General features: G+C 76.7%; 20 protein-coding genes. 8 read left to right on the top strand and 12 right to left on the bottom strand.

Annotation, left to right across the window (positions count from 1 at the left end):
* Positions 1 to 195 precede the first annotated feature (195 nt).
* Together ACGFXC_RS03660 and ACGFXC_RS03655 are read left to right on the top strand one after the other, a co-directional pair.
* A complete protein-coding gene (locus ACGFXC_RS03660; protein ID WP_393709078.1) occupies positions 196 to 1239 on the top strand; it encodes an alpha/beta hydrolase in 1044 nt (347 codons plus the stop codon).
* Positions 1236 to 2456: an acyltransferase gene (locus ACGFXC_RS03655; protein WP_393709076.1), complete on the top strand. Its 1221-nt coding sequence runs from the start codon at positions 1236 to 1238 to the stop codon at positions 2454 to 2456. Before ACGFXC_RS03660 ends, ACGFXC_RS03655 begins: the two co-directional genes overlap by 4 nt.
* 86 nt (positions 2457 to 2542) lie before the next feature.
* On the opposite strand, the gene ACGFXC_RS03650 is transcribed toward ACGFXC_RS03655, so the two are convergent.
* A complete protein-coding gene (locus ACGFXC_RS03650; protein ID WP_393709074.1) occupies positions 2543 to 2965 on the bottom strand; it encodes a DUF350 domain-containing protein in 423 nt (140 codons plus the stop codon).
* Positions 2966 to 3083: 118 nt separating this feature from the next.
* On the opposite strand from ACGFXC_RS03650, the gene ACGFXC_RS03645 reads away from it, so the two are divergent.
* Entirely contained in the window at positions 3084 to 4955 is a 1872-nt protein-coding gene (locus tag ACGFXC_RS03645) for a GNAT family N-acetyltransferase (RefSeq protein WP_393709072.1), read from the top strand.
* On the opposite strand, the gene ACGFXC_RS03640 is transcribed toward ACGFXC_RS03645, so the two are convergent.
* The gene (locus ACGFXC_RS03640) at positions 4910 to 7057 is read right to left on the bottom strand and encodes an AMP-binding protein (RefSeq protein ID WP_393709070.1); all 2148 of its coding nucleotides are present in this window, start codon (positions 7055 to 7057) and stop codon (positions 4910 to 4912) included. The two genes, ACGFXC_RS03645 and ACGFXC_RS03640, sit on opposite strands and share 46 nt — an antisense overlap.
* Before the next feature lie 140 nt (positions 7058 to 7197).
* Between ACGFXC_RS03640 and ACGFXC_RS03635 the strand changes: the two genes are divergently transcribed.
* Positions 7198 to 9114 carry an ABC transporter ATP-binding protein gene (locus ACGFXC_RS03635; RefSeq protein WP_393709069.1) on the top strand — a complete coding sequence of 639 codons (1917 nt, stop codon included), beginning with the start codon at positions 7198 to 7200 and terminating at the stop codon, positions 9112 to 9114.
* A 61-nt stretch (positions 9115 to 9175) separates the two neighbouring features.
* Complete coding sequence (locus ACGFXC_RS03630; RefSeq protein WP_393709067.1) at positions 9176 to 9559, top strand: VOC family protein; 384 nt, start codon at positions 9176 to 9178, stop codon at positions 9557 to 9559.
* Between the two features lie 4 nt (positions 9560 to 9563).
* Here ACGFXC_RS03630 and ACGFXC_RS03625 read toward each other — a convergent pair whose 3' ends face one another.
* From ACGFXC_RS03625 to ACGFXC_RS03605, 5 genes are read right to left on the bottom strand one after another with little or no spacing between them, the layout of a single operon-like run.
* Positions 9564 to 11129, bottom strand: coding sequence for an ATP-binding protein (locus tag ACGFXC_RS03625; protein WP_393709066.1), 1566 nt, complete (start codon positions 11127 to 11129; stop codon positions 9564 to 9566).
* Positions 11130 to 11145: 16 nt separating this feature from the next.
* Positions 11146 to 11805 (bottom strand): hypothetical protein, encoded by a 660-nt coding sequence (locus ACGFXC_RS03620; RefSeq protein ID WP_393709064.1) that lies wholly within the window; start codon positions 11803 to 11805, stop codon positions 11146 to 11148.
* Between the two features lie 11 nt (positions 11806 to 11816).
* Positions 11817 to 12005 carry a hypothetical protein gene (locus tag ACGFXC_RS03615; RefSeq protein ID WP_393709063.1) on the bottom strand — a complete coding sequence of 63 codons (189 nt, stop codon included), beginning with the start codon at positions 12003 to 12005 and terminating at the stop codon, positions 11817 to 11819.
* Positions 12002 to 13777 carry a hypothetical protein gene (locus ACGFXC_RS03610; protein ID WP_393709061.1) on the bottom strand — a complete coding sequence of 592 codons (1776 nt, stop codon included), beginning with the start codon at positions 13775 to 13777 and terminating at the stop codon, positions 12002 to 12004. Before ACGFXC_RS03610 ends, ACGFXC_RS03615 begins: the two co-directional genes overlap by 4 nt.
* Positions 13774 to 14265, bottom strand: coding sequence for a hypothetical protein (locus tag ACGFXC_RS03605; protein WP_393709059.1), 492 nt, complete (start codon positions 14263 to 14265; stop codon positions 13774 to 13776). Before ACGFXC_RS03605 ends, ACGFXC_RS03610 begins: the two co-directional genes overlap by 4 nt.
* Positions 14266 to 14423: 158 nt before the next feature.
* Here ACGFXC_RS03605 and ACGFXC_RS03600 point away from each other — a divergent pair, with 158 nt between their 5' ends.
* Positions 14424 to 16310, top strand: coding sequence for a caspase domain-containing protein (locus ACGFXC_RS03600; protein ID WP_393709058.1), 1887 nt, complete (start codon positions 14424 to 14426; stop codon positions 16308 to 16310).
* Here ACGFXC_RS03600 and ACGFXC_RS03595 read toward each other — a convergent pair.
* From ACGFXC_RS03595 to ACGFXC_RS03580, 4 genes are read right to left on the bottom strand one after another with little or no spacing between them, the layout of a single operon-like run.
* Positions 16291 to 20268 carry a CHAT domain-containing protein gene (locus tag ACGFXC_RS03595; RefSeq protein WP_393709056.1) on the bottom strand — a complete coding sequence of 1326 codons (3978 nt, stop codon included), beginning with the start codon at positions 20266 to 20268 and terminating at the stop codon, positions 16291 to 16293. The genes ACGFXC_RS03600 and ACGFXC_RS03595 overlap by 20 nt on opposite strands.
* A gap of 15 nt (positions 20269 to 20283) precedes the next feature.
* A complete protein-coding gene (locus ACGFXC_RS03590; RefSeq protein WP_393709054.1) occupies positions 20284 to 20937 on the bottom strand; it encodes an RES family NAD+ phosphorylase in 654 nt (217 codons plus the stop codon).
* 3 nt (positions 20938 to 20940) lie between these two features.
* On the bottom strand, positions 20941 to 21588 hold the full coding sequence (locus ACGFXC_RS03585; protein WP_393709053.1) for a hypothetical protein: 648 nt from the start codon (positions 21586 to 21588) through the stop codon (positions 20941 to 20943).
* Positions 21585 to 22751 (bottom strand): hypothetical protein, encoded by a 1167-nt coding sequence (locus tag ACGFXC_RS03580; RefSeq protein ID WP_393709051.1) that lies wholly within the window; start codon positions 22749 to 22751, stop codon positions 21585 to 21587. Before ACGFXC_RS03580 ends, ACGFXC_RS03585 begins: the two co-directional genes overlap by 4 nt.
* Positions 22752 to 22980: 229 nt before the next feature.
* On the opposite strand from ACGFXC_RS03580, the gene ACGFXC_RS03575 reads away from it, so the two are divergent.
* The gene (locus ACGFXC_RS03575) at positions 22981 to 24048 is read left to right on the top strand and encodes a MerR family transcriptional regulator (RefSeq protein WP_393709049.1); all 1068 of its coding nucleotides are present in this window, start codon (positions 22981 to 22983) and stop codon (positions 24046 to 24048) included.
* A 21-nt stretch (positions 24049 to 24069) separates the two neighbouring features.
* The gene (locus ACGFXC_RS03570) at positions 24070 to 24708 is read left to right on the top strand and encodes a hypothetical protein (protein ID WP_393709047.1); all 639 of its coding nucleotides are present in this window, start codon (positions 24070 to 24072) and stop codon (positions 24706 to 24708) included.
* 32 nt (positions 24709 to 24740) lie between these two features.
* On the opposite strand, the gene ACGFXC_RS03565 is transcribed toward ACGFXC_RS03570, so the two are convergent.
* The gene (locus ACGFXC_RS03565) at positions 24741 to 26825 is read right to left on the bottom strand and encodes an ATP-binding protein (protein ID WP_393709045.1); all 2085 of its coding nucleotides are present in this window, start codon (positions 26823 to 26825) and stop codon (positions 24741 to 24743) included.
* Between the last annotated feature and the right edge of the window lie 17 nt (positions 26826 to 26842).

Genomic DNA, 26842 nt, shown 5'->3' with positions numbered 1-26842 from the left:
GCGAGCGGCTGTCCCGCCCCGAGCTGAAGCCGCCGCATCCGGCAGCACGGGGACGCCGCGCTAGGGGCACCGAACGCCGCGGCGCCTCCTCCACCCCCTACTGGGGTATGACCTCCGGGTTGGCTCCCCGGTGGGACGTGGTCGCGGGTGCCGTGTTCCTACCTTCCTCCTCGTCACGAGGAGAGGAGAAGGGGCATGCGCCGCTTCGGAAGGACGATGGCCGCGGTCGTGCTCGCGGGGGGCGTCGTCGCGGGAACCGCCGGATGGGCTTCCGGCGATGCCCAGCAGGCCGTGACCGGGCCGCCGCCGGGGGCCGCCGCCTGGCGGGCCGACTCGGTGGGGGGCCGGGCGCTGCCCGATCCCGCCGACGCGGCGCCGGGCGAGGTCGCGCGGTTCTTCGCCGGGCTGGACGAGACCGCCCGGCGGGAACTCGTACGCAGGCACCCCCTGGTGACCGGCAACCTCGACGGGGCCCCGCCCGCGCTGCGTTACGAGGCCAACCGGCTGGCGGTGCTCGCCACCGGTGAGGCCCGGTACGCCTCCCTCGCTTCCCCGGGCCGGCAGATCCTGGCCTTCGACCCGCGCGGGCGGGGTCAGGTCGCCGAGGTGTTCGGGGACCTGGAGCACGCGGCGCACGTGTCGGTGATCGTCCCGGGGTCCGACAACGACGCCGGCTCCCACGACGCCCCCCGCAAGCCCGGCACCGGCCCGGCCGGAATGGCCCGGGCGCTGGAGGCGGCGGCCGGCGCCGGTACGGCGGTCATCGCGTGGACGGGGTACACGACGCCGGTCGGGGTCGGCCTGGACGCCGCGGACGGCCGGCTCGCGGAGGCGGGGGCCGTGCGGCTGGCCCGCCTGACGGCCGGACTCGACGCGGTCGGGGCGCCCGACCCGGTGCTGTTCTGCCACAGCTACGGCTCGGTGGTGTGCGGGCTCGCGGCCCGGCACACCGACGCCACCGACGTCGTGGTCTTCGGCTCCCCCGGAATGCGCGCGGACAGCGCGGCGGGCCTGCGTACGGGCGCCCGCGTCTGGGCGGGCCGCGGGCCCTCGGACTGGATCTCCCGCGTACCGAACGTCGAGTTCGCCGGCATCGGGCACGGCGCCGACCCCACCTCCCCGGCCTTCGGCGCCCGCCGGATCCCCGCCGACGACGTGCGGGGCCACACCGGGTACTTCGCCCCCGGCACCCGGTCACTGGCGGCCTTCACCGCCATCGCGAAGGGCGCGGTCCGATGAGCCCGACCAGCCGGATCGGCAGGGCCGTCGAGGCGGTCGACCGCAAGACCCCCGCCCATCGCGACCGGGCCGTCGACGGGCTGCGCGCGCTCGCGCTGCTGGCGGTGCCGACCGGGCACTGGCTGCTCGGCGGGTTCACCCTCGACCCGGAGGGCGCCCTGCACAACGCCAGTCCGCTGTCCGCGTTCGGCGCCCTGGCTCCGGCCAGCTGGGTGCTCCAGATGCTCGGCATCTTCTTCCTCGTCGGCGGCTACGCCTCGGTGCTCTCCTTCCACCGCCGCACCGGCACGACCGCGGCCTGGCTCACGGCCCGGATGGTCCGGCTGGGGCGGCCGGTGCTCGGGGTGACGGCGGTGTGGGCGCTGGCGGTGCCGGTGCTGTACGCGGCCGGGGTGCCGGAGGCCACGCTGCGGACCGGGGCGACGCTGGTGATCCAGCCGCTCTGGTTCGTCGGGGTGTACGCGGTGGTGACGGCGCTGACCCCGTACTGCGTGCGGGCGGCCCGGCGGCTCGGCGGGTGGGCTGCGGCGCCGCTGCTGGTCTCCGTCGCCGTGGTGGACTTCCTTCGCTACGGGCCGCTCGCGGACGCGGTGCCGTCCTGGCTGTCCGTGCTGAACGTGCTGCCGGGCTGGATGTTCGCGTACCAGCTCGGGGTGAGCTGGGGCGAGCGGCGCCTCGGCCGGCGCGGGGCCTGGCTGCTGCTGGTGGGCGGGGGCGTGCTGTTCGCGGCCCTGCTGCTGGTGTTCCACTACCCGGCGTCCATGGTCGGGGTGCCGGGCGAGGCCCGGACGAACTCGCATCCGCCGTCGCTGCTCGTGCTGGCGCTGGCGGCGGCCCAGTCGGGGGCGGCGGTGCTGCTGCGGGACCGGCTGGCCCGGCTGCTGGAGCGGCCGGCGCTGTGGGCACCGGTGGTGGTGGTCAACCTGAGCGCGATGACGATCCTGTGCTGGCACCAGAGCGCCATGCTGGCGGCGGCCGTGCCCGCCTCGTTCGCGGGCCCGGTGACCGGGCTGACGACGGCGCCCGACACCCTGGTGTGGCTCCTGGGGCGGATGGCGTGGATGCCGGTGTTCGCCGTGCTGCTGGTCGGCATCGCTCGCTACGCCCGCCGGTTCGAGGCACCCGCGCGGGAGGGCCGTGCGACTCCGGCGGTGCGCAAGGCCGTGGCGGGGCTGCTGGCGGCGGGGTTCGCGGTGTTCGCCCTGGGGCTGGCGTAGCGGGCGGCCGGGGCGCCGGCGACGACGAGAGCGCCGCTCCCGAGGGGGAGCGGCGCTCTCGTCGTGCCGGGGCGTGCGGGCCGGGATCAGGCGATGGAAGCCGCCACGATCGCGGCGACCGCCAGGTTGCAGGAGGCCGTGACCCAGACGGCCGGGTGCGGCTCGGGGTCGACCACTATGGCGCCGAGCTTGCCCGGGGTCACCAGGTCCAGCACCAGGAACGCGACGGCCATCAGGACCAGGCCCAGCAGCCCGAACGCCGCGGTGGACAGCAGGCCCTTGCCGAAGTCGTCGTACGTCGTCCAGATCGAGGTGAAGACGATGCCGCCGATGCCGAGGAGCGCGGAGCTGAGCAGCAGCGCCGCGTTGCGGTTGCGCTCCTCCCAGATCTGCCGGGGAAGCTTCCCGGGCGTCAGCACGTCCACCAGGACGATGCCGAGGATCAGCAGTACGAGGCCGAGGGCGCCGTACGCGCTCGTACGGCCAAGTCCGTTGACGATGTCGCTCATGGAGAAGCCTGTCTGGGCGTGGGTGGGATGGGGATGTGATGGGGATGTGCCGAGCACGTGGGTCGGGGAGGCCGAATCTATCGCACGGCCCGGCGCCGGACCATGGGGAGGTCAGGACATGGCAAAGATCAGGGCCGCGCGGCCCGGCGAGGCCCGGGCGCTGACCGCGCTGGTCATGCGGTCCAAGGCGTACTGGGGGTACGACGCGGAGTTCCTGGCCGGATGCGCGCCGGAGCTGGCCCTGCGCGACGGGGAACTCGCGTCCCGGCGGGTCGTGGTGGCCGAAAACGGCGAGGGCCGCGTCCTCGGTCTGGCCTCCCTGGAGCCGGCGGACACGGCTGCGGACGCGGGCGCCGACGACGGGGGCGGCGCGGTCGCCCGGCTCGGGCTGCTGTTCGTGGAGCCGTCCCTCATCGGCCGGGGCATCGGGCGGCTGCTGTACCGGGACGCCCTGCGCCGGGCCGTCGCGCTCGGGGTGCGGCGGCTGCTGATCGACTCCGATCCGTACGCGGCGGGGTTCTACCGGGCGATGGGCGCGGTCGCCGCGGCCGGGGGCCCGGCGGGGCTGGTGCGCTTCGAGGTGGCGCCGGTCCCGCTGGCCGGCTGGGCGCACGCCTGGACGGGCGGGGTCCCGGCGGTGCACGTGGGCAACGTCGCCGAGTTCAACGCCCAGTTCGCCGATGCCTCGCTGGACCGCGCGTACCGGCCCGCCCACGACTACGCCTGCCTCGCCGCCTTCTACAGCCCCCGCCCGGCGGCGCTGGTGCTGCCGCGGCCGGTGCCGCCGGGCTGGATCCGGCTGGTGGGGCGCCAATTGGAGTGGGGGCCCGGGGTGGAGGTCCACGACGGGCTCGCCGAGCAGGCGCCGGGCCTGTCCGAGGCGGTGCTGGCCCGGCCGGAACTGGCCGCGCGGCTCGCCGGGTACGGGCTGCCCCTCGTCCCGTGGGGGCGGACGCGGCCGTACGGGCGCCTCGCCGGGCTGCCGTGGCGGCCGCGCGAGCTGCGCTACGAGTCGAAGTCGGCGGCGCACGCGCTGTTCGCCGGGATCCTCGCGCGGGGCGGGCACCCGGGGATCACGCTCCCCGGGCAGTGGCGGGCGGCGACCCGGCGGGCGGCCGGGCGGCTGCTGGCGCGACGGTCCCGGGCCGGGCTGGCGACCGTCCTCAAGTCGGAGTACGGAGTGGGGGGTTCGGGCACCACCGTGCTGCCGCCGGGGCGGGTCCGGGCGGCGGGCGGGGCGCGGGCCGTACTGCGCGGGCTGCCGCGCGGGCCGCTGCTCGTCGAGGAGTACGTACCGGATCCGGCGCACGGCCCGCGCGACCTGACCTACGACGGGTTCGTGACCGGGGACGGCCGCCCCCACGAGGTCGGGGCGGCCGTGATGGAGGTGGCGGACGGCGCCTACCGGGGCGCGACGGTGGGTCCGGGGGTGGTGCCCGCCGCGCTGGCCGGGCCGCTGCGGGCCTTCGGGGCGGCGGTGGGGCGGGAGCTGGCGGCGGCGGGCCACCGGGGCTGGTTCGACGTGGACTTCGTCGCGGACGGCGCGGGGCGGCTCGCGCCGACCGAGGTCAACCTGCGGCTCACCGGGCCGTCCGCGGCGTTCATGGTGGCGGCCCGGCTGGACGAGCTGCGGGGCGCGGGGCACCTCGTACGGATCGTGGACCGGGTGGAGCTCGGCGCCCGGCTGCCGGAGGCTCCGCTGGACCAGCTGTGCGCGGATCTGGCGGCGGCGTGCGCCGCGGCGGGGGCGGTGTTCGTCCCGGCCATCGTCACCGGGGCCTTCGACCCGGCGCCCTGGCTCGGGGTGCTGGTGGCCGCGCGCGGGGCGCGGGAGCTGGACGCGGCCGAGGCGCTGGTCCGGGCGGGGGCGCGGGCGGCCGGCACGGACTTCGGAGACCTCGCGGACCCCGCAGACCCCGTGGACCTCACCGGTGCGGGCGGGCCTCAGTCGTCGAAGTCGAAGGGTGAGCGGGGCGTGCGGAGCAGGTAGCAGGCCACGATCAGGCCCGCGCACATCAGGGGGACGTTGAAGGCGTAGACGAGGGCGGCCTGGCGGGGCCAGTCGTGCCGGGCCGCCAGTCGGTAGAGGTTGTCCTGCGGCCACCAGGCGATCAGCAGGTACGCCACCGACAGGTGGGCGGCCGTGGTCAGGGCCCGGCCGCGCCCCTGGCCGGCCATCCGCGCCCGGCCGCCGAACAGGAACAGCACGCCGGCGGCGAAGGCGGCGCTCTCGCACACGTAGAGGACGAAGAAGAGGAACGCCCACGGGCCGGGCACCCCGGTGAGGTCGGTGGAGCCGGGCCACAACACCGGGGTGAGCACCATGGCGGCCGCGAACAGCGGCACGGCGGCGCACCCCGCGGCGCAGCCGCGCGGCATCGGCTCCGCCGGGGCGGGGGCGCCCTTGCCGACGCGCCGGGCCGCGGCCGGGGCGGGCGGTTCCTGCTCCGGGGGCCGCGGGAGCGCCGCCCGGTCCTCCTGGCCGGCCCGGGTGCGCGGCAGGGCGCGCAGCCGGACGACGTGGCGCGGGGCCGCGTCGGGGGCCGCCTTCCCCGCCAGGTGCGCGCGCAGCACCTCCGGCGGGGCGCCCGGTCCGGCTGCCCGCCACAGCGGGTCGGCGGTGGGCGGGCAGACGTAGGCGACGAGCCGGGAGCGGGAGCCGGATGTGACCCGGGCGACGACGGCCGCGCCGAAGGCCGGGTGGGTGCGGATCTCGGATTCGAGGGTGTACGGGTCCAGGCCGGTGCCGTCGTCGAGGGTGATCCGGTCGCGCAGCCGCCCGCCGAACTCCAGCAGCCCGTCGGGGCGCAGGACGGCCTGGTCGCCGGTGGGGACGGCGGCGCCGCCGGGCGGGGTGAGGTGGAGTTCCCCGTCGCGCGGGTCCGCGCGGAAGCCGGGGAAGGGGGCGCCGAGCAGGGAGATCCGTTCGGGGTCGTCCAGCGGGCCCTGGAGCTGAGGGAGTTCGAAGGAGGTGCCGGCGCCCGCGGTTTCGGTGGGGGCCCAGACGTTCAGGACCCGGGCGCCGGGGCGCAACCGGTCCTGGAGGGCGCTGTGTTCGTCGAGGTAGAGCCGGTCGCCGGTGACGGTGAGCAGCCTCAGGGTGGCGAGGTCCGGTGCGGGGGTCCGGCGCGGGGCGGGGACCGGGGGTGCGGCGCTCGCCCCGGGGAGCAGCAGGGCGGCGGCGGTCGCCGGGTCGGTGTGCAGGACGGTGACCCGTGCCTCGCGGGCGGCGTCGAGGAGGTGCCGGGGGCCGTCGTCGGGCCGGCCGGGCGGCAGGACGAGGGCGCCGCCGGAGCACAGGGCCCGGGTCCAGCCCGCGGCGAAGGCGGTGACGTCGGGGCCGCAGGTGAACAGGTGGCGGTCGGCCGGTGTCAGCCGGGCCAGCTCGGCCCAGGCGGTGTACGCGGCGAGGAGCAGCGCGTGGCCGACGCGGACGGGGCGCGGGTCGGCTGCGCCGGTGAACAGCACGGCGGCGTCGCGGGCTCCGGGCGGGCGGGCGGGGGCGGTGGCGGGCCGGCCGGCGATCCGGGCGGCCTCGGCGCCGAGGCGGACGACGGCCTGCCGCTCGGGCACGTCGAGGCCGACCTGGTGGGCGGCGTCGGTGAGCAGGACGTACGGGGGCAGGGCGGCGAGCTGGCGGCGTCCGGTGCGCGGGGCGGTGGCGTCGACGAGGGCGTACGTCCCGCCGGCCTTGAGGGCGGCGAGGACGCAGACGAGGAGTTCGGGCCGGGCGGCGGGGAGGCCGATGGCCACGAGGCCGCCGGGTGGCATGGCCCCGTCGAGCAGGTGATGGGCCAGCCGGTTGGCCCGGGCGTCGAGTTCGCCGTAGGAGAGCGGGCCGTGGGTCAGGGCGCCGTGGGAGCGGAGCCCGTACGCCGGGCCGTCTCGGCCGGGGCCGCCCTCGGGATCACGGCCGCGAGTCCCGCCGGGAGTCGCGCCGGGACTCCCGCCGGGACTCCCGCCGGACGGTTCCGCGGAGCCGTGGAGGACGGCGGGGGCTCCGGGAGCGTCGCGGGCCAGCCGCTCGAAGCGTTCCAGGACGGTGTCGACGTCGGGTCGTTCCGGGCGGGCGGAGGGCGGTGCCTGCGTCATTCCCCGATGATGCCAGCGGACGGCGGCCGGGCAGGCGGACTGGGAACAACCTTGACCTACGGTGGAGTTGGCTTCCCGTGCGGGCGATCGGCCGGGGGTTGCTTGACCTGGAGTCCGGTTGAGGTCCTAGCGTGGGCCGCATGGACATGGAAGTCACCGCCTGGCACTCGCTGCACAGTGCGATCAACGCCCAGCAGGACCGGCGCCCCCTCTCGCGAGCGAGCCTGCGCCGGATCGCCGCCTTCGCCCGGCCGCACCGCCGCGGCCTCACCCTCTTCCTGGTCCTCAGCGTGGTGGGCGCGCTCCTCGCGGTGGCCACGCCGTTGCTGGCCAGCCGGATCGTGGACGCGATCGTCCGGGGCGGCGACGACGGGACCGTCACCCGGCTCGCGCTGCTCATCGCCGTGATCGCGGTCGCCGACGCGGGCCTCGGCCTGCTGACCCGCAAGCTGTCCTCCACCCTCGGTGAGGGGCTGATCCTGGACCTGCGGACGGCGGTCTTCGACCACGTCCAGCGGATGCCGGTGGCCTTCTTCACCCGGACCCGGACGGGAGCGCTCGTCAGCCGCCTCAACAACGACGTGATCGGGGCGCAGCGGGCCTTCAGCAACACCCTGTCGGGGGTGGTGTCCAACACCGTGACGCTGCTGCTGACGCTCGGGGTGATGCTCACCATCTCCTGGCAGATCACCCTGCTGGCCCTGGTGCTGCTGCCGGTGTTCGTGCTGCCGGCCCGCCGGATGGGCGCCAGGATGGCGGGGATGCAGCGGGAGGCGTCGGCGCTGAACGCCGCGATGGGCACCCAGATGACCGAACGTTTCTCCGCCCCCGGCGCCACGCTGGTCAAGCTGTTCGGGCGGCCCGCCGACGAGTCGGCCGAGTTCGCCGCCCGCGCGGCCCGGGTGCGCGACATCGGGATCCGTACGGCGATGGCCCAGTCGGCCTTCATCACGGCCCTCACCCTGGTCTCCGCGCTGGCCCTGGCCCTGGTCTACGGGCTGGGCGGCCACTTCGCCCTGCGCGGGACGCTGGAGGCGGGTTCCGTCGTGGCGCTCGCCCTGCTGCTGACCCGGCTGTACGCCCCGCTGACCGCACTGGCGGGGGCCCGGGTCGAGGTGATGAGCGCCATGGTCAGCTTCGAGCGGGTCTTCGAGATCCTGGACCTCCGGCCGCTGATCGCCGAGAAGCCGGACGCCCGCCGGGTGCCCGAGGGGCCGGTGGCGGTGGAGTTCGACCGGGTCTCCTTCGGCTACCCCGCCGCCGACAAGGTCTCGCTGGCGTCGCTGGAGGAGGTCGCCACCCTCGACGTCCGGGGTGGCGCGCAGGTCCTGCACGAGGTGTCCTTCCGGGCCGAACCGGGCCAGATGGTCGCCCTGGTCGGTTCCTCCGGCGCCGGGAAGTCGACCATCGCCCAACTGCTGCCCCGGCTGTACGACGCGGACGCGGGGACCGTGCGCCTGGGCGGGACCGACGTGCGCGACCTCACCGCGGACTCGATCCGCGAGACCCTCGGCATGGTCACCCAGGACGGGCACCTCTTCCACGAGTCGGTCCGGGCCAACCTGCTGCTGGCCCGCCCCGGCGCGGGCGAGGAGGAGATCTGGGAGGCCCTGCGCCGCTCCCGCCTGGACGGGCTCGTCGCCTCGCTGCCCGACGGGCTGGACACGGTGGTCGGCGAGCGCGGCTACCGGCTCTCGGGCGGCGAACGCCAGCGGCTGACCATCGCCCGGCTGCTGCTCGCCCGCCAGCGCGTGGTGATCCTCGACGAGGCCACCGCCCACCTGGACTCCACCTCCGAGGCCGCCGTCCAGGAGGCCCTGGCCGAGGCCCTGGCGGGCCGGACCGCCGTGGTGATCGCGCACCGGCTGTCGACGGTGCAGGCCGCCGATCAGATCCTGGTCCTGGAGGAGGGCCGGATCGTGGAACGCGGCACCCACCCCGAGCTGCTCGCGGCGGGCGGCCGGTACGAGGAGCTGTACCGGACCCAGTTCGCCGCCCGCGACACGCACGGCCCCGGACCCGCCCGGGACGGCGCGGCGGCCGCGTCGGGCGCATGATGCCCGAGGACCCGCGCGCCGTCCCGGCGCCGGGCCGTCCCGCCAGCGAGGGGAGCCCGTCATGGACGTCAAGCTCGAACTGGTCGCCGTCCCGGTCACCGACGTCGACCGCGCGAAGGCCTTCTACGAACGGCTCGGCTTCCACGCCGACCACGACGTCACCGTCAGCGAGGAGATCCGCTTCGTCCAGCTGACCCCGCCCGGATCGGCCTGCTCGATCGCCATCGGCAAGGGCCTGACCCGGATGATCCCGGGATCGCTGGACAACCTCCAGGTGGTCGTCACCGACATCGAGGAGGCGTACGCGGACCTGCGCGGGCGGGGCGTGGAGGTGACGGAGGTGCAGGACATGCCGTGGGGGTCGTTCGTGTACTTCTGCGACCCCGACGGCAACGGCTGGGCCGTCCAGCAGACCACCCCCCGCCCGCCGGCGGGCACCGGCTGATTCCTCAGTCGTCCAGGAAGACGATCCGGCGGGTCTGTCCGGAGGGACCCTGGGTCGTGGTAGCCGCGAACCGTCCGGCGGGTACGGCCCGTTCGCGGCCCCAGGCCCGGATCTCCTCGATCTGCTCCGGATTGCTGCGGCTGAGCGGGACCGTGTTGGCGAAGGTGTCCAGGACGAAGTCGGGCCGGACCTGTTCCGTGCCGCCGCCGAGGAACACCTCGGCTCCGACGTCGTTCAGCGCCGCTTCGATGTCGGAGCCCGCGAACCCCTCCGACAGGTCGACCAGCCGGGCGAGCAGCTCGGGACCGGGATCGGTCTTCAGATAGCGGCGATAGTAGATCCCGATGATCTCCTCGCGGTCCCCCGCGTCGGGCAGGTCGACGAAGAACAGCTCGTCGAAGCGGCCCTTGCGCAGCAGCTCCGGCGGCAGTGAGCGGACGTTGTTGGCGGTGGCGACGACGAAGGCGCGGGAGCGCGACTCCTGGAGCCAGAAGAGGAAGTGTCCGATGACGCGCTGCGGAACCCCGGTGCCGTCGTCCGCCCCCGCCAGCCCCTTCTCGATCTCGTCGATCCACAGGACGCAGGGGGCCAGCCGGTCGGCGGACTCCAGCGCCTCGCGCAGTCGCCCCTCCGACTCCCCGAGGTACTTCCCGTGGATGGAGGCCATGTCCAGGCGGTACAGGGGCAGTTGCCACTGCGCGGCGACGGCCTTCGCCGAGAGCGACTTGCCGCAGCCCGGGACGCCGGCCAGCAGCACCCCGCGCGGGGGCCGCAGGGCGGTGTCGCGCAGATCGGCCTGGAGGAGCCGGCCCCGGCGTTCCAGCCACGAGCGGAGGTTGCTCAGACCGCCGACCGTGTGCTCGCCGGACCTGACGGGCATCTTCTCCAGTCCGGCGAGGTCGTTGAAGATCCGGTCCTTGGCCTGGGCCAGGGCCACCACGTCGCCCGCCTCCACCGCGCCCTTGGTCGCGATCGTCGCCATCAGGTTGATGGCCTCCCCCTCGGTGACCCCGACGAGGAACTCGGCGGCCCGACGGGTGTCCTGGGCGTCCCAGGCGATGGGGATGTGGCCCCGGTGGTCGTCGAGGAAGGCGGCCAGGGTGGCCTGCATCTCGTCCGCGTCGGGCGGGTCCAGCTGGAGGCTCATGCCGAGGCGCTGGAGGCCGCTCCACACCGGGCTGTCGGTGATCAGGACGAGGCCGCCCATGTTCGAGTCGGCGAGCCGGGCGAGTTCGGCCACGTGGCGGCTCAGGGGCGTGTCGGCGTCCAGTCCGTCGGGTTCGACCAGGACCAGGGTGGCGTTGGGGCGGGAGGTGAACTGGGCGGCCGCGAACTCCATGGCCCCGGTCAGTGACCGGTCCTCCAGGACCGCGGAGTTGGTGCGCAGGTCGCGCAGCCCCGTGGCCCGGGTGTAGATCCAGAACGGCATGGTGGCGCGGCGGGGCTGCGTGCCGGCGTTGCGCACCAGGCGCAGCGCGCGCTGCTGCTCGATGGTGCGCACGCAGATGACCGGCACCCGGGCGGAGATGTAACTGTCGAGATCGCGCTGGCATTCCGCGTAGTTGGGCATGGGGTGGTGATCTCCGTCAGTCGGTGATGATGCGGCGGCGGGCGGGGGCCGCCGGGTCGTACGCCCAGCCCTCGGCCCGTGCCGGCCGGTCCGGGCCCGTACCGTCGGGGCCCGGACCGTCCGGGTCGTCGCGGCGCCGGGCGCCCGGGCGGCGGCGGCCGGACCGCGGCTGCCCCGCGGGTTCGTCCCCTCCCCGGCCGGGGGTGGTCAGCGGGTTCTCGCGCACGGTGCGGCGGCGCGCCTCGATCACGCCCGGGTCGGCGCCGGCGCGCGCCTCGCGGTCCAGTTGGTCCTCCAACTGGTTCCGGAAGGTGCGGACGTGTTTTTCGACGAGCTCCGACACCTGCTCGCGCAGGGCGTCCGGCAGTCCCGGGTGGGCGGCGAGGGCCCGCACCGCGTCCAGGCCGGTGCGGGCCTGGACCAGGGCCCGGCCCACGTCGAACTCGTCGCGGGCCGCGGCCAGGGCCGCGTTCAGCGACCGGCCCCAGGCCCGCAGCCGCAGGTCGAGGGCGGTGGTGAGCTGCTCCGCGAAACGGGCCCAGGTGTGCGGCGGGTAGTCCTCGGGCCGCAGCGCCGGGAGCCGGGCGGCGGCTTCGGTCGTGGCGCCGGCGCCGTTCCCGGCCCAGTCCCGCAGGAACTGGGTCCAGGTCTGGTAAGCGCCGCCGTGTCCCCACATGCCGTGCACGGTCACGGCTCTTCGGTCCGGGCGCCGGGCCGGCGCACGAGCTGTTCGCCGGGGGGCAGCGGGGACCAGTCGGGCAGCCCCTCGACGAGCCGGCGCAGCCGGGCGGTGCTGCGCTCCTCGGCCGGGCCGTTGCCCGCGGCCCACAGCCGGCGGCGTGCGGGGGCGTCCCCGTCGGGTGCGGGTGTGCTCATGTGCGCGGCCCTTCCGGGGTGACGGTGCGGCCGGAGAACGGGGAGTTCCCCTCGGTCCCGGTGTCCAGCGAGGCGATGAGGTCCGCCACCCGGGCCTCGACGGCGTCGGCGTCCTCGTAGGCGTGCTGCCAGGCGGTCAGGTCCGCCCGGGCGCCCACCAGTTGCTCCAGGGCGGCGCGTTTGGCCCGGTCGAGGATCTGCCGGGCGGAGTCCTGGGCGCGGCGGCACTGGCCGGCCAGGCCGCGGATGATCAGCCAGGCGATGCCGCCGACGATCAGGACGGCCATGACGGCTCCGGCCGGGCCTCCGCCGCCGCCGCCGAGGAACAGGGCGACCAGGCAGACGAGGACGGCCAGCGCCACGGCCGGGGTGTACTTGTAGCCGAGGGAGGCGACGAACGGGGCGGTGTGCCGGTCCCAGTGCTCCCCGAGCTCCCGCTCCAGCTCGGGCAGCGGCTTCTGGTAGGAGCCCTCCCAGGCGGGCAGGGTGAAGCGCTGCGCGCCGACCGGGTAGGCGGCCCCGAAGCGGGCCCGCACGTCCTGGGGGACGACGGCCCGGTAGTCGCGGCCGAACCCCTGGTGGGCGTGGTGGAACCAGTCCCGGCAGGCGGCGACGGCGAGCCGGCGGGTGGCTTCGGAGGTGCCGATCGCGGCCGGGTTGAGGGCGGCGGTGCTCTGGACGGTGAGGTAGTCGAGGGACTCGTCGTAGGAGGAGGCGTCGGCCTCGGTGTCGGTCCGCGCCCGGGCGGTGTCCCCGTCGTGGGTGATGACCGCCTCCTGGTAGGCCAGGTCGCGGCGCAGGGGCAGTTCCTCGTCGTCGTACTCGCTGACGAGCCGGTCGAGGATGTCGTCGACGGCGTCCTCCAGCCGCTGGGTGGGGGCGGGCTCCAGGTTCGTGATGGCCGTGTACTTGTCGAGCACCGCCTGCTGGCCGCGGGCACCGGACAGCACCCCGGCGAGCTGCGGCCACTGGGGGGAGACGGCGCGCAGGTACGGGAACTCGGCGCCGTCCACGACCGGGCACAGGGAGCGCAGTTCGGCCCCCCAGCGTTCGATCTGGGTGTTCTGGGCGCCGGTGTCCGCGCCGAGCAGGCCGTGCCAGCGTTCGAGGGCCTCGCGCAGCATGGCGCGGCCGGCCGCGCCGAAGGCGCCCTGGGCGACGGACTCCAGGATGACGGCGAACTCGCGCCCGAGCGCGGCCGGATCCTGGGCCAGCAGGTAGTGGCGCAGCCAGCGCGCGGACTCGGCGTGCCGGCCCTGGCGGCGCAGGACGAGGGCGAAGAGCAGCGAGGTCCGGTCCGGGGCGCGGCGGAAGGCCTCCTGCACGGCGCGGGCGCACAGGGCCTGGTCGTCGGCCGACCAGGCGGCCAGGGCGACCAGTGCGGGCGCGAGCCAGTACCGGGGGGTCTGGAGCATCAGCTGGTCGCCGACCGCGCGGACGGCTTCCTCGGAGACGAGGCCGGTGTCGAAGGCCTGGAGCATGCCGACGGCGGTGCGCCGGACGACCTTGTGGTGGCCGAACTCGTGGTCCAGCCGGTCCTGGATGACCCCGACGCGGGTCTCCGCGCGCTGGAGCGCGGCGGCGAGCCGGGCCTGCATGGCGAAGGCGCGGAACTCGTCGCGCAGCTGCTGGAGTTCGGTGCGGGTCTGGTGCTGGTTCGCGTGGACCGAGGCGACCTGGCCGGAGAGCCGGTCCACCTGTCCCGCCACCTGGCCGACGAGCCGGTTGACGGAGGCGACCTGCGCCGACAGCGCGGCGTCCAGGGCGCTCATGCCGCACCTCCCCGGCGCGGCGGGGCGGGGCGCACCACCGCTCCGGTGACGAGGACGGGCAGCAGGAGTCCGTCCGAGTACACCTCCACGCAGGCGTAGTGCGGATGGCGCACCAGCATCCGGGCGGCCCCGTAGGGCGGGGGCAGCGTCTCGCCCGGCGCGTAGTGGCGCACGATGGCCCCGTCGAGGTCGAGGACGTGGTCCACGTACGGCGGGCCGAGGTGGCAGACGGCGAGGAAGCCGACGGGCGCGCCGCCGTACTCGGCCGTGTACTGCTCGCGGATCCGGTCGGCGAGCCGGCGTCCGGCCACCGGGTCCAGGCCCGCGTCCAGCCGGGCGACCGCTTCGAGCAGGTCGTGCGGCCGCTCCCGCAGCCGGTCGGCGAGTGGACCGCGGGCGCCCGCGCCGGCCGCGGACGGCGCGGTGGTGTGCTGCGGGCCGTCCGGCGCCGGTCGTACGAGCCGGCGCGGATGCTCGGTGTCCCCCATGGTCTCCCCCGGAATCACGAGTGGAGCACGCAGATTAATGACGTTCCGTCAATCATGCGACCACAAAAGGGAATCGAGCCACACGCGCCCCGCAAGCGACCGTGATGCGACCGGATTCCGGCCAGTGGCCGCCCGGCGCCGGGGAGCACACTGGGGCCATGGGGAAGGTGTACGCCCTGCTCGTGGGCATCAACGAGTACCGCGGCCTGGTCCTGGCCGATCTGCGCGGGTGTCTGAACGACGTCGCGGAAGCCCGCGCCGCGCTGGAGGCGGCCGCACCCGGGCGGGTCGACGCGCTGACGCTGACCGACGGGGAGGCCACGGCCGGCGCCGTGGAGGCCGGGATCCGCGGTCACTTGGCCCAGGCCGGCCCCGAGGACACCGCGCTGTTGTGGTTCTCGGGACACGGCACGCAGTACGCGGCGCGCACCGAGCTGGATCGGCTCACCGAGCCCACGGGCCGCTGCCAGGCACTGGTCTGCGCGGACGGGCCACTGCCCGACAAGCGGCTGGGGGCGCTGCTCGACGGGGCCGCGACGGGCGGCGGCGCGGTGGTGGCCGTGCTCGACTGCTGCTTCTCGGGCGGCGCCAGCCGGGACGGGCTGGTCCCCCGCGGGGCGCCGCCCCTGACCGGGCCGCCGCCGGTCGCCGTGACCCGGGACGCGGTGGGGCCGGACACCCGGCCCCGGCACCTGCTGCTGGCGGCGAGCCGACTCGACCAGGCCGCCTTCGAGCGGCCCGTCGAGGGGCCGGGCGGTTCGCGCACCTACGGCGTGTTCTCGTACGCGCTGACCCGTGCGCTGCGCCGGGCCGGGCCGGCGGCCACCGCCCGGGAGCTGCTCGCCGAGGCGGACGCCGGGGTGCGGCGGCTGGCGCCGCATCAGCAGCCGGTGCTGTTCCCGGCCGGGCCGGGCGACCTCGCGGACCGGCCGCCGCTGGGCGGGGCGGCGCGGGCGCCGAGCGCGTACCTGCTGCGGCAGGGCCAGGACGGCTGGGAGGTGGACTGCGGCCGGGTGCACGGCTTGACCGGTGAGGCGGGGACGGAGTTCACGGCGGCCGGGGGACCCGTGCGGGTCACGGCGGTCCGGGCGGACCGCTCGCTGGCCGAGCCGGTGGGGTGGAGTCCGGAGCCGGGTTCCGTGCACGCCGTCGCCCTGTCGGCGCTGGCCCTGGCCCCGGCGGCGGTGGTCCTCGACGGGGCCCCGGTCGCGCTGCCCGCCTCGCCCCTGCTGCGGGAGGTCGAGGCCGGTTCGGCGCAGGAGGCCGGGGCGGAGCTGCTGTTCCGCGTCGTGGTCCGGGGCGGGCGGGCCCGCGTACTGCGGCGCGACGGGTCCCCGTACGTGGATCCGCTGCCGCTGGCCGGCCGGGCCGACGCGCAGCGGCTCGGCGACTGCCTGACCCGGCTGACGCACTGGCACCGGATCCGCGGCCTCAGCGCGGGCCTGTCCCCGCTGAGCGGGCGCGTACGGATCGAGGTGCTGCCCGGTGACGGCCGGGACGGCGAGCCGCTGCGGCCCGACGCGCAGGGGGAGATCGTCCTCGCCTACGACGGCCCGCGCGCGCCGTGGATCACCGTACGGCTGCGCAACACCGGCCCCAGGCCGCTGTGGTGCGTGCTGCTGAACCTCGACGACCGTTTCGGCGCGGGCTCGGCCCTCTTCCCCGGCGAGTTCATCGGTCCGGGGATGACCGGCCACGCCCTGGACGGGGAGCCGCTGCGCATGGAACTGCCCGCCGTGCGGCCGGTGCGCCCGGGTGCCTCGGTACGGGACTGGCTGACGCTGGTGGTGGCGGAGGGGGAGCTGAACACCGTGCCGTTCCACCTGAGCGCCTGGGACCCCTGGCAGGGGCGCCCGGGCACGGTCCGGCGCCCGCCCGGTGACGGCCTGCTGCGGCTGACCGGCCCGCCGGGGGCTTCCGGGGACCGGGACCTGGTGCGCGCGCTGCCCGCCGGTCCGGGGCGGTGGACGGCGAGCACCGTGGCCCTGCGGACGGTGGTGCCCGGGCCGGGCGCGCCCGCGCACCTCACTGCCCCAGGTGCGTGAACCCGGCCCAGGCGCTGAGGTCGTGCGGGTCGAGGACGGCGAGCCGGGCGGCGAGCGCGGGCGGCATCGCGGCGGGGGCGGTCCGCGCCGGGTCCAGCATCCACAGCTGGGCCCGGCGCAGGGCCCGTGCGGGCGGCTCCTGTTCGCGGCGAAGGTAGTGGTGGGTGAGGAACATCAGCAGGGAGGTCGCGTCGTCCGGCACCGGCCACAGCGAGCCGATCACCGAGCGGGTGCCGGCCACGAGGAAGGCCGAGGAGAGGCTGTAGGCCTCGTTGTGCCCGCGCCCGGAGACCTGGCTGCGGCAGGCGGCGAGCACGACGAGACCCAGCGGCCCGTGGGTGGCCCCGGAGAGTTCCTCGGCGGTCAGCACTCCGTCCCGCAGGGAGAGGTAGGCGCTGCGCGGGCGGTTCTCCTCCACCGTGCCGTGGCAGGCCAGGTGCAGGACCGCGCCCCCGTCGGCGTGCTCGCGCAGCCAGTCGGCGACCTGGCCGGGCGTGCCGTCCCCGGTGCGCACGCCCAGGTAGGCGGCGTCGGGGTAGAACGCGCTCCGGACGGCGTCCGCCTCCTCTCCGGCGTACGGCAGGTCGCCGGTGGGATTGCCGACGATCAGCGCGGTGCCGGTGTGCGGGACGGCCGGGCGGGCCGCGACCTCGCAGAGCAGCCGGGCGGAGGCGGCGTAGGAGATCTCCGCCTCCTGGAGCGCGTAACGACGGCCCGACGCGCCCTCGGTGAAGGCCGCGTGCCAGGGGACGAGGCCCAGCACGCCCATGGGTACGAGGACCAGCCGCGGCACCCGGCCCGGCCGGTCGGGGACCTGGAAGGTCCCCAGGAGCGGGCGCAGCGCGGCCCGCCAGGCCCAGGAGCAGAGCCGGTCGAGCTGTTCGCGCAGCGGCGGCGCCCCGGCCGGCCGGGCGGGGCGGGGGCCGAGGGCGGGCACGAGGTCCCTGGGCGCCCGCCCCTCCTGCGGGTGGTAGGCGCGCAGCGCGGGCGCGTCCGCGCGCAGGTCGGGCAGCGGTACGTCGTGCACCTCGCCGGTGGCGGTGACCACGACGGCGGCGCCCGGGCAGTGGGCGGTGGCGGGCACCAGGTAGACGAGGGCGTCCTTGTGCTGGGCGCGCAGGGCCGCCCCGATCTCCTCGGGCGCGGGCGGGTCGAGGAGCAGGGCGCCGCCCTCGTCGAGGGCGAGCACGACGCGGCGGCGCAGCTCGCCGGGCACCTCGTCGGGGTCGGCGCCCGCCGCCCGCCACTCGTCGGCCAGCCGCTCGTGCCCCGCCGCGGTGAGGAGTTCGGGGACCGAGCGGGTGGTGGTGGCCGTGTGCAGGACCAGCCCGCGGCAGGCGTCGAGGGCCTGGACGGCTTCGCGGGGCACCCGGTCGGCCAGGCACCAGGCGATGACCTCCTCGGAGACCTCGGTGGCCAGCCGGGCGGACTCGGCGACGTCCTGGGTCCCGGACTGCAGGAGCGCGGACCACACGAAGCCCCGCATGGCCTCCAGCCCGAGCCGGCGTCCCCGCTCGCGGTCGCGGCGGGCGATGCCGCCCCGGTCTCGCAGGGCGCGGCCGAGGGGCTGTGCCGAGAGGGCCCACAGCCGGTGCGCGGGGCCGCCCATGGCGTCGGTCGCGCCTGCGGTCAGGGTGATGGCCCGCTCCAGGTCGCGGGCCCGCTCCGCCGAGTGCGGGAAGTCGTTCGCCGCGGCCAGGGCGGCGTACGTGGTGCCGGCGTAGGAGGTGAGCCTGATCCAGGATTCGCCGCCCGGCTCCGTCAGGGAGATCGCCTCCTCGGCCAGGGCGAGGCACTCCCGGATGCGCGGCACGTCGGAGTCGAGCAGGGCGTCACGGGACCAGGCGAGCGCGATGGAGCCGAGCACGGCGGCCCGGTGCCGGGCGGGCAGTCCCGCGGCGATGCGGCGCAGGTCCCGGCCGGAGGGGCGCCCGGCGGGCGGCGGCAGCTGCCGGGCTCCGGCGCGGGCCGCGACGTCCTGCCGGGCCATCCGGGCCGTCTCCAGCGAGCCCCAGGCCTCGGCCCAGGAGGGCTCCCCGGCCGGCCACTCGGCCACGGCGGCGGTCACTTCGGCCAGTTGCCGGTCCGCGTCGGCGAGGTCGCCGCGCTTGGCGGCCAGGATGGTCCGCCCCATGGCCTGGTGGAGGCGCAGCATGCGGTCCACCTGGGGGGAGGTGACCAGGGCGGCGCGCAGCCGTTCCCACTCCTCGGACCCGAGCGCCGAATCACCGGTGATCCCGCGCAGTTGCGCGAGCATGCCGGCCGCCACGGTGGCGGCGTAGGGCACCCAGGGGTTGTCGTTGCCCGCCGCGACGGCCTCCGCGAAGAACTCCACCGCCTCGGCGTAGCGGTCGGGGAGATTGCGCAGGACGCCCTGGGAAAAGCGGAAGTTGCCGAGGACCGCGTAGCCGACGCCGCGCCATGCGGGGGTCAGGTCCGCGTGCGCGCGGACGGCTGCGGTCAGCTCCGCCTCGCGTTCCTCTCCGGCCCGTTCGCCGTTCGGATCCACGACGGGCAGGAGCACGAGCAGGTGCGCCGCCGTCTCGGCCCGTCCGGGCCCGGGCTCCGAACCCCGCCACCTGTCGAACACCTCGGAGAAGCGTCGTTCCCAGGACCCCGGGGCGCCGGAGTCCTCGGCGTAGGGGTCGACGAAGCCGAAGTCCATCGCGGCGCCGTCGACGACGCGCTGCTGGAAGTCGCGGTAGACGCGCGTGATCTCCCCCGCCGGAACCGTCCGCGGGTGGGACGGGCCCAGCCGGTCCTGCGCCTCGGAGAGCATCAGGAGGAGGAGGTCGCGGACCTCGGCGGGCAGCTCGTCCCCTTCCAGCGCCAGCTGCGCGGCCCCCTCCAGGGCGGTCAGCCGCCCCGGGTCCTGGTCCCTCTCGTAGCGCAGGTGCTGGGCGGTCGCGAGGGCCAGCGCCGCGGGGGTGAGCGAGGTCCGGGCCTCCTGCCGCCGGTCCAGGGCCCGGGTGAGCAGGGCGATGGCCAGGTCGTTCACCTCCAGGTCCCTGTTCTGGTGGAACCTGACGGCCAGGAACCGGCCGAACACGTCGAGCCAGGGCCAGGGCAGTGCGTCCCTCGCGGCGTCGGTGGTGAGCAGTGCGGCCAGTTCCGCCTCGGCCCGCTCGCCCTGCGCCTCGTCCGCCCAGGTACCGGCGATCATGGCGCGGGCCAGGGCCACGCGCAGCCGGGCTTCCTGTGCCCACCGCGTGCCGTCCCCCGCCTCGGCGAGGGCGCGTAGGGTCTCGCGCCGCCCCTCCTCCAGGAGGGCCCGGTCCCCCGCCTGGTAGCCCTGGAAGATCAGGGACGCCCCGCGGGACTGGCGTACCAGCGGCAGGTCCCGGCCGGGAGCGGCGCCGTCCAGCACCGTGGCGTAGGCGCGGGCGGACCGCTCGTAGGAGGCGGCCTCGCAGGTCAGGTCGCCGTGCCGCTGCCACAGGAAGCCGAGCGCCTCCAGCAGGTCGGCGTCCTGGCCGTCGGTGTCGTCGAGTGCGGCGCGTCCGGCGCTCAGGGCCTCGTCGAGGAGGGCTGGGTCCTCGGGGGCGGCTTCGGCCCGGAGTTTGGTGAAGAAGGCGAGCAGCCACCGGGCGAGCACCGCGGGCGGCGAACCCTGCCGCGCTCCGGGGAGTCCGGCCAGGCCCGCGGCGATCAGGGTGCGGGCCCGCTCCGCCAGTTCGGGGCCGGGCTGTTCGTCGTGGCGCAGGGCCAGCAGGTGCCCGTACATGATCCGCCACAGCGGCCAGGGCGGTCCCTCGCCAGGGCGGCGGAAGGCGTGGGCGAAGGCCTCGGCGGCGAGTTCGCCGTCCTCCGGATCTCCCCGTTCGGTGTACAGCCGGTAGCTCAGCTCCCCGGCCCGCCCGCACAGTTCCGCGGCGCCGGGGTCCGCGGCCGGGAGCGCGGCCAGGGCGTCCATGGCCGCTTCGCGTTCGGCGCGCAGCTGGTCGGCGGAAGAGGTCACGGGGACTCCCGGGGCTCAGGGTGCGAGGCGCGCGCGGTAGGGCAGGAGGATCTCGTCGAGGACCCCGCGCCCTTCGGGGGTGGCGAAGTCGACGGGGGCCTCCCCGGTGGCGGCCAGCAGGCCGGCCGGGCAGCGGTCGGCGAACAGGATCAGGGCGCGTTCGCCCGGCTCCCGCTTGGAGGACCACAGGAAGCCCTGTGCCCAGGGGTCGGTGTGGCCGCGTATCCAGTGCGCCCAGTCCCTGGTGTACGGGTAGTCGCGGGCCTCCGCCTGTACGAGCCAGCCGTCCTGGTGGACGGCGGCCAGGTCCGGGCCGGTGACCAGGGCGACCACGTCCACGGACTCCGTCAGGCGCAGCGCCGAGAGGCGGCGGCCGGTGACCGCGGCCCGGGGGACGAGGCGGGCGCCGCCGGCCGGGTCGAAGGGCAGGGAGTGCAGCACGGTCTCGCTGACGGCCGCGGCGGGGGTGAGCCCGGCGTACAGGTAGCCGTACGGGTCGCAGGAGGTGGCGTCGAAACGGCCGCCGCCGTAGAGGCAGTGGGAGGGGACGGGATTGAAAGAGCCCGCGGCGCGGCGCGCGGAGTGCACCCGGTACAGCGCGGTCCCGGCCGGCAGGGACGCCTTGGCGGGGGTGCCCTCCGGTGCGGCGGGGGGCCGGTAGTTGGGCACGGGCTACTCTCCTTCGGTCAGGTACCGGGCGGCGGCGAGGAGGCCCCGTTCGCCCTCGGTGGCGAGCAGGGCGGCGGGCACCGCGGCCAGCCAGGCGTTCGGGGACAGCCACCAGTCGGCGGCTCCCCAGGGGTCGGCGTCCGCGCCCAGCACCAGGTTGACGGCGCGGACCCGTTCGCGGACGGCGCCGTCGGCGGTGAACTGGAAGGCGGGCAGGCGGATCAGGCCGCCCGCCGCGCGGAGCCGGATCAGGCCCGGGGCGTACGGGTCGCAACCGCCCTCCAGGACCTGCGCGTCGCCGAGCGAGGGGGCGGCGAGCAGCCGGTCGCGGACTTCGCCGAGGACGGGGCCGACCATGTGGTGACCGTCGAGGACGAGGACGGCCAGGTCGTCCGCGAAGAAGCCGAGGTGCCCTTCGGCGGGGGCCTGCGGTGCGGCGGTGAGGCGGCTGTCGCCGGGGAACCGGCCGGGGAGCTCCTCGCCCAGCAGCCGGGCCGCGAGGAGCACGGCCCGCTCGGCGGCCCCGCCGGTGGAGCGGCGTGCCTCGGCGAGCAGCAGGGCGAGCCGGTCCAGGGCTCCGGGGTCCAGGAGGGGCCGCAGTTCTTGCCACGCGGCGGCCGCGGCGGCCAGTCGGGTGCGGGGGTCGCTCATGTCGGGGGTCCGTTCCGGGCGGGCCGGTCCGGGCCGGCTCCGGGCGCGCCCGGGCCGAGTAACTCCTCGACCAACAAGGCGCGTTCGGGCCTGCGAACCAGGAGGTGGATGTTCCAGCGGCCGCCGCGGGCCAGCTCGGCCTCGACGGCCGCCCAGAGTGCGGCGAGGCTTTCGGCGGGGTCGATGCCGCCGCGTCCGGCGCCCAGGAGCGGCAGGCAGACGGACGCCGGTGGCCCCGCGACGGCGTCCGCCAGCAGGGCGAAGACGCGGGTTACGGCACGGGTGATGTCCGCGGGCTGGACGTCGTAGTCGTTGGTGCCGGGGCGGGGGACGGCCACCGCGGCGTGGTGGATGCGGCGGATCCCCTGCCCCTCCAGTGCGCCCGCCCCGGTCACGGCCACGGTGCCGGGGGCGACGGGCAGGCCCCGCGGGGCGAACCGGTCGGTCCAGGCGCGCAGTCCGTCGCCGATCCGGTCCTCGACGACCCGCCCGGCCGGATCCCGTACCGCTCCGGCCCGGCGCAGGGAGGCGGCCACCGAGGACTTGTAGGGGGCGGGGAGGGTGAAGTACGTGTTCGACGGGGAGACCACCACGTCGATGTCGCGCAGCAGGTCGACGGCGTGCACGTGGAGGGTCAGGACGTGCTCGCGGCCGCCCGCCCGGACGGGGATCCGCCGGTGGCTGGGCGCCAGCCGGACCGCCGGGCGCCCCGGTCCGGACGCCGGGCCGGCCTCCGCCCCGTCCCGCGCGGCCGGCGTCCCGGCCGTGGCCGCCGCGACGGCCTGCCGGACGAGCTGTTCGGCGACCTGACCGAGGACCATCAGCTCCTGGTGCTTGCGGAACCGCTCGACGCTCACCCCGTACACCTGGGCGGCCCGCCTGCGCCGGTCGGCCGGGGGCCAGTCGCGGGTTCCGCGCGCGAGACCGAGGCTGTATTCGGCGGCCTCCTGGAGCGTCCCGGCTCCCATCGCGGAGACGGCGCTGCGCAGCAGGCCCTCGATGGCGGGGAAGTGCGGCTCTCCGGGGCCCCCCTCCCCCGGACCGCCCGACAGGCCGGCGAGCACAGGCAGGCTGAGCTCACGCAGTCGGACGATCCCGGCCCGCCGCACTTCCCTCACCTCCGAGAGGACCGCCCCGTAGTCCGGCCGTTGCGTGAGCGACATGGCGGAAGGATCGCACCGCCCGCACACCCCGAACAAGCCGCTTCCGGCCCTCTTCTCCCATGGTGGCGGGCGGCCGGGGCGGAGCCGGGTCGTCCGTCGGGCGCGGCCGGGCGCCTTCCGGTCGGGTTCGGGGCGTGCGCGCGTGCCCCGGCCGGGCGGACGCCCCGGCTCCGCTCCGGCCGCCCGCGCGTTTGACCTTCGAGTGGGATGAGGGCCGATCATCGGGGCCATGGACGCCACCCCTGAACTGATGGGCATCAGTGCCTTCGGCCGCCTCGTCGGGCTCGCTCCCAGTGCCCTGCGCTTCTACGACGACTGCCGCGTGCTGCTCCCCGCCCACGTCGATCCGGCCACCGGTTACCGGTACTACGCCGAGTCCCAGCGGGACCGGGCCGCGCTGCTGCGCGGACTGCGCGAGGCGGGCCTGGCCCTGCCCGACGTGGTCAGCGTCCTGGACGGGCCGCCCGAGCGGGCCCGGCAGGTGCTGGAGCGCCACCGCCGGACGGTCCGGGAGTCCGGGCGGGCCGCCGACGCGGCGGTCCGGGCCGTCCTGGACACCCTCCCGGCGGAGCCCCGCCGCAGCACGCTCACCCTCGGGGGGCCGGAGCTGGCGAGCGCCGTCCGGCAGGTGGCGCCGGCGGCCGGGCGCGATCCGCAGTACCCCGTACTGGGCTGCGTGCTGGTGGAGTTCGACGAGGACGAGGTCCGCTTCGTCGCCACCGACCGCTACCGGCTCTCGCTGCGCACCCTGCGCCCCACCGCCGTGAGCGGTCCGCCCGGGCGGCTGCCGGTCGAGGCCGGGGCCCTGGTCGAGCTGGGGGCGTGGGCGGCCCGGGCGGCCGAGGTCACCCTGACGGCGGGGGCGCCCGGCGAGCCCCTGACCGTCCGCCACCCGGGCGGGTCGCGCGAGCTGCCGGTGGCCGGCGGCACCTACCCCGCCTACCGGGAGATGCTCGCCGCCCTGGAGGCCGCGCCCGTGCCCGTGCACCGGGTCGTGGTGGACCGGGCCGCGCTGCTCGCCGTACTGACCGCGTGCGGTGAGGAGGACTCCGTGGCCCTGGAGCTGGGGCCCGACCGGCTGCGGGTGGCCGGGAGCGAACTGCAGGCCGTGTGCGCGCTGTCCGCGCCGGTGCGGGCCGCCTTCGACCCCGCGGTGCTGGCGGGCGCGCTGGAGGCGAGCGTGGGACCGGACGTCCTGCTGGAGATCCCGGCCGCGCCCCGCCCCGCGCTCGTCCGCTCCGCCGACCAGGGCAGCTTCACCACCCTCGTCATGCAGGTCGCCCTCCCCACCCCCTGAACCCCGACGACAGGAACCCCGATGGACCCCCGCAACACCGTCGTACGCCTCTGCGCGGAAGGCATGGCCGCCGAGGCCGGAGGGCGCGCCGCCGAGGCCCGCACCCTCTTCGGGCGGGCCTGGGACGCCGCCCGCGACGACTACGAGGCCTGCGTGGCCGCGCACTACCTGGCCCGCCACCAGCCCACCCCCGAGGAGACCCTGCGCTGGAACCGCACCTGTCTCGACCTCGCGGACCGGGTGGGCGACGAGCGGGTGCGTCCCTTCTACCCCTCCCTGCACGGCGCCCTGGGCCGCGCCCACCTGGAACTCGGCGACCCGGCCGAGGCGCGGGCCCACTTCGAGGCGGCCGCCGGGCACCTGGACGGGCTGGCCCCGGGCGGGTACGCGGACTGGCTGCGGCTGCGCATCGCGGAGGGGCTGCGCGCCACCGCCCCCGGGCCGGGCGCCCCGGACCCGCTGGCCCCGCTGCTGGAACGGCTCGCCGCCCGCGCGGACCTGGCCTCCCTTGCCCTGCTGCTGCCCCCGTACCTCACCGACCTCGGGCGCCCCGAGGACCGGGAGCGGCTCACCGGCGCCCTGCGCATGCTGCACGCCGAGCGCCGGCTGCCGGACGCCGACCAGGCGGTCCTGGCCGGGGTGATCGGCGCGCGGGGCTAGGCAGGGCCGCCGCCCGGCGGGCGGGGCCGCCGTCAGCGGGGGTGGGGGCGGCCGCGCAGTTCCCGGCCGTACCGGACGCCCTCGGCGAAGGCGGCCTCGTAGGCCTGCGCCCCCAGGGCCGCGCGGGCCGTGCGCTCGAACTCCTCGCGTACGCAGCGCAGTTCGGGCGTACCGCGCTGCGGGTGGCCGACCGCCTGCCAGAAGGCGTGCCCCGCCCCGTACGCGTGCGCGCCGCCCGCCCCGTCGCCGTTCGCGGCCCGGGCGGCGGCCAGCAGGTCGAAGCCGAGGGCGGTGCCGAAGCTGTCGCCGAGTTCCCGTTTGCTCTCCAGCATCGCGCGGGCGTGCTCGGCGGAGTCGGCCGGGCGGCCCTCGAACAGGCGGATCAGGGCCAGCTGGTAGTCGGCGTAGGCCCGCGTCCAGTACTCCTGCCGGGCCGCGCATCCGGCCCGCAGCCGCTCGGCCTCCTCGCGCGCGTCGGCGAACAGGCCGCTGCCGGTCAGCGCGAAGACCCGTACGAGGTGGCAGCGCAGCCGGGGTCCCGAGTCGAAGGGCGTGCCGGTCAGGGCTTCCAGGGCGGTGTCCGCCACCATCCGGGCGGCCAGCGGGCGGCCCGCCAGCAGGTGGCTGACGCCGAGCAGGTAGGCGGCGTCGAGGGCGGGTTCCGGGCCGGCGCCGGGCCGTGCGGCCAGGGCTTCGCAGGCCACGGCGATCCGGTGGGCCTCCTCGTGCTCGCCCTGGAGGAGCAGGGTCACGCCGAGGGCCCACAGGGCGCGCATCCGGCCGGGGGCGTCCGCCTCGGCGGGACGGGCCGCGGACAGGGCCCGTTCCAGGTAGGAGCGGGCGACGTGCAGGCAGCCGCAGCAGGCCCAGAAGAAGCCGACGCGGCCGGCGAGTTCGAGGGCCGCGTCGGGGTCGGTGGCCAGGAGGTGGTCGAGGGCCGCGCAGATGTCCCCGTATGCGGCGGCGACCTTGCGGTAGGCGGCGCGCTGGCCGGGGCCGGGCCAGTCCGCCTCGGCGGCGCGCACCAGTTCCAGGAAGTGGGCGGCGTGCCGGGTGCGCAGGGCGTCGCCCTCGCCGACGCCGTCGCACCACATGGCCCCGTACTCGCGGATGGTGTCGAGCATCCGGTGGCCGGCGCCGTCGGGGGTGCGGCGGACGACGGACTTGGCGACGAGCGAGGCGAGCAGCGGTGCCACCTCGGCTCCGTCGAGCGGGGGCGCGCAGCAGACGGCCCGGGCGGCCTCCGCGTCGAAGGTGCCGCCGAAGACCGAGAGCCGCAACCACAGGAGGCGCTCCCGGGGGGTGCACCATTCGTGGCTCCAGCCGATGGCGGTGCGCAGGGCCCGGTGGCGGGGCGGCCGGTGGCCCGGGGCTCCGTACCACGGCCCCGCGGCGGCGGGCGGCCCGCCGGACAGCGGGCCGATCCGGCGGGCGAGCCGGTCGGCGAGCTCCTCGACGGTGTGGTCCGTCAACTGCGCGGCGGCGAGTTCCAGCGCGAGGGGGATGCCTTCCAGCCGGGCGCAGACCGCCCGGGCGGCGGCCAGCCGTCCGGGCGTCCAGGCCGGCGCCGGTCCGGGGCGGGCGGCGTCGGCCCGCGCGGTGAAGAGGGCGAGGGCGTCGTCGGCCCCCGCCGGTCCGAGCTCCAGGACGTGCTCGGCCTCCAGCGCGAGGGGCTCGCGGCTGGTCAGGAGCACGACGAGGTGCGGGGCGGCGTCCAGCAGGTCCCGTACGAGGACCCGTACGGGCGCCACGAGGTGTTCGCAGGAGTCCAGTACGAGGAGCAGCCGGCGCGGCCCGATCCAGGCGCGCACGGCTTCGGCGAGGGTGCGGGGGGTGTGGTCGTCGAGGTCGAGCGCGTCCGCGACGGTGTCCACCAGCAGCCGGTCGCCGGGCAGCGGGGAGAGGTCGGCCCAGTGGATCCCGTCGGGGAAGGCCGTCGCCGGTCCGGCGTCCGCCGCCAGGGCCCGCCGGGCCAGCCGGGTCTTGCCGACGCCGCCCGGTCCGGTCACGGTGACCAGCCGCCGCCGGGTCAGGGCCGCCCGCAGCGCGGCCAGTTCGGCGTTCCGTCCCACGAAGGAGGCGGCCGCGTCCTCGTTGCCCTCGGCATGTCCCCGCACGCGCCCAGTGTGGCGCA

The sequence above is a fragment of the Streptomyces sp. NPDC048507 genome (assembly GCF_043199995.1).
GTDB lineage: Bacteria > Actinomycetota > Actinomycetes > Streptomycetales > Streptomycetaceae > Streptomyces.
This window is presented reverse-complemented; position numbering and strand designations above follow the sequence as displayed.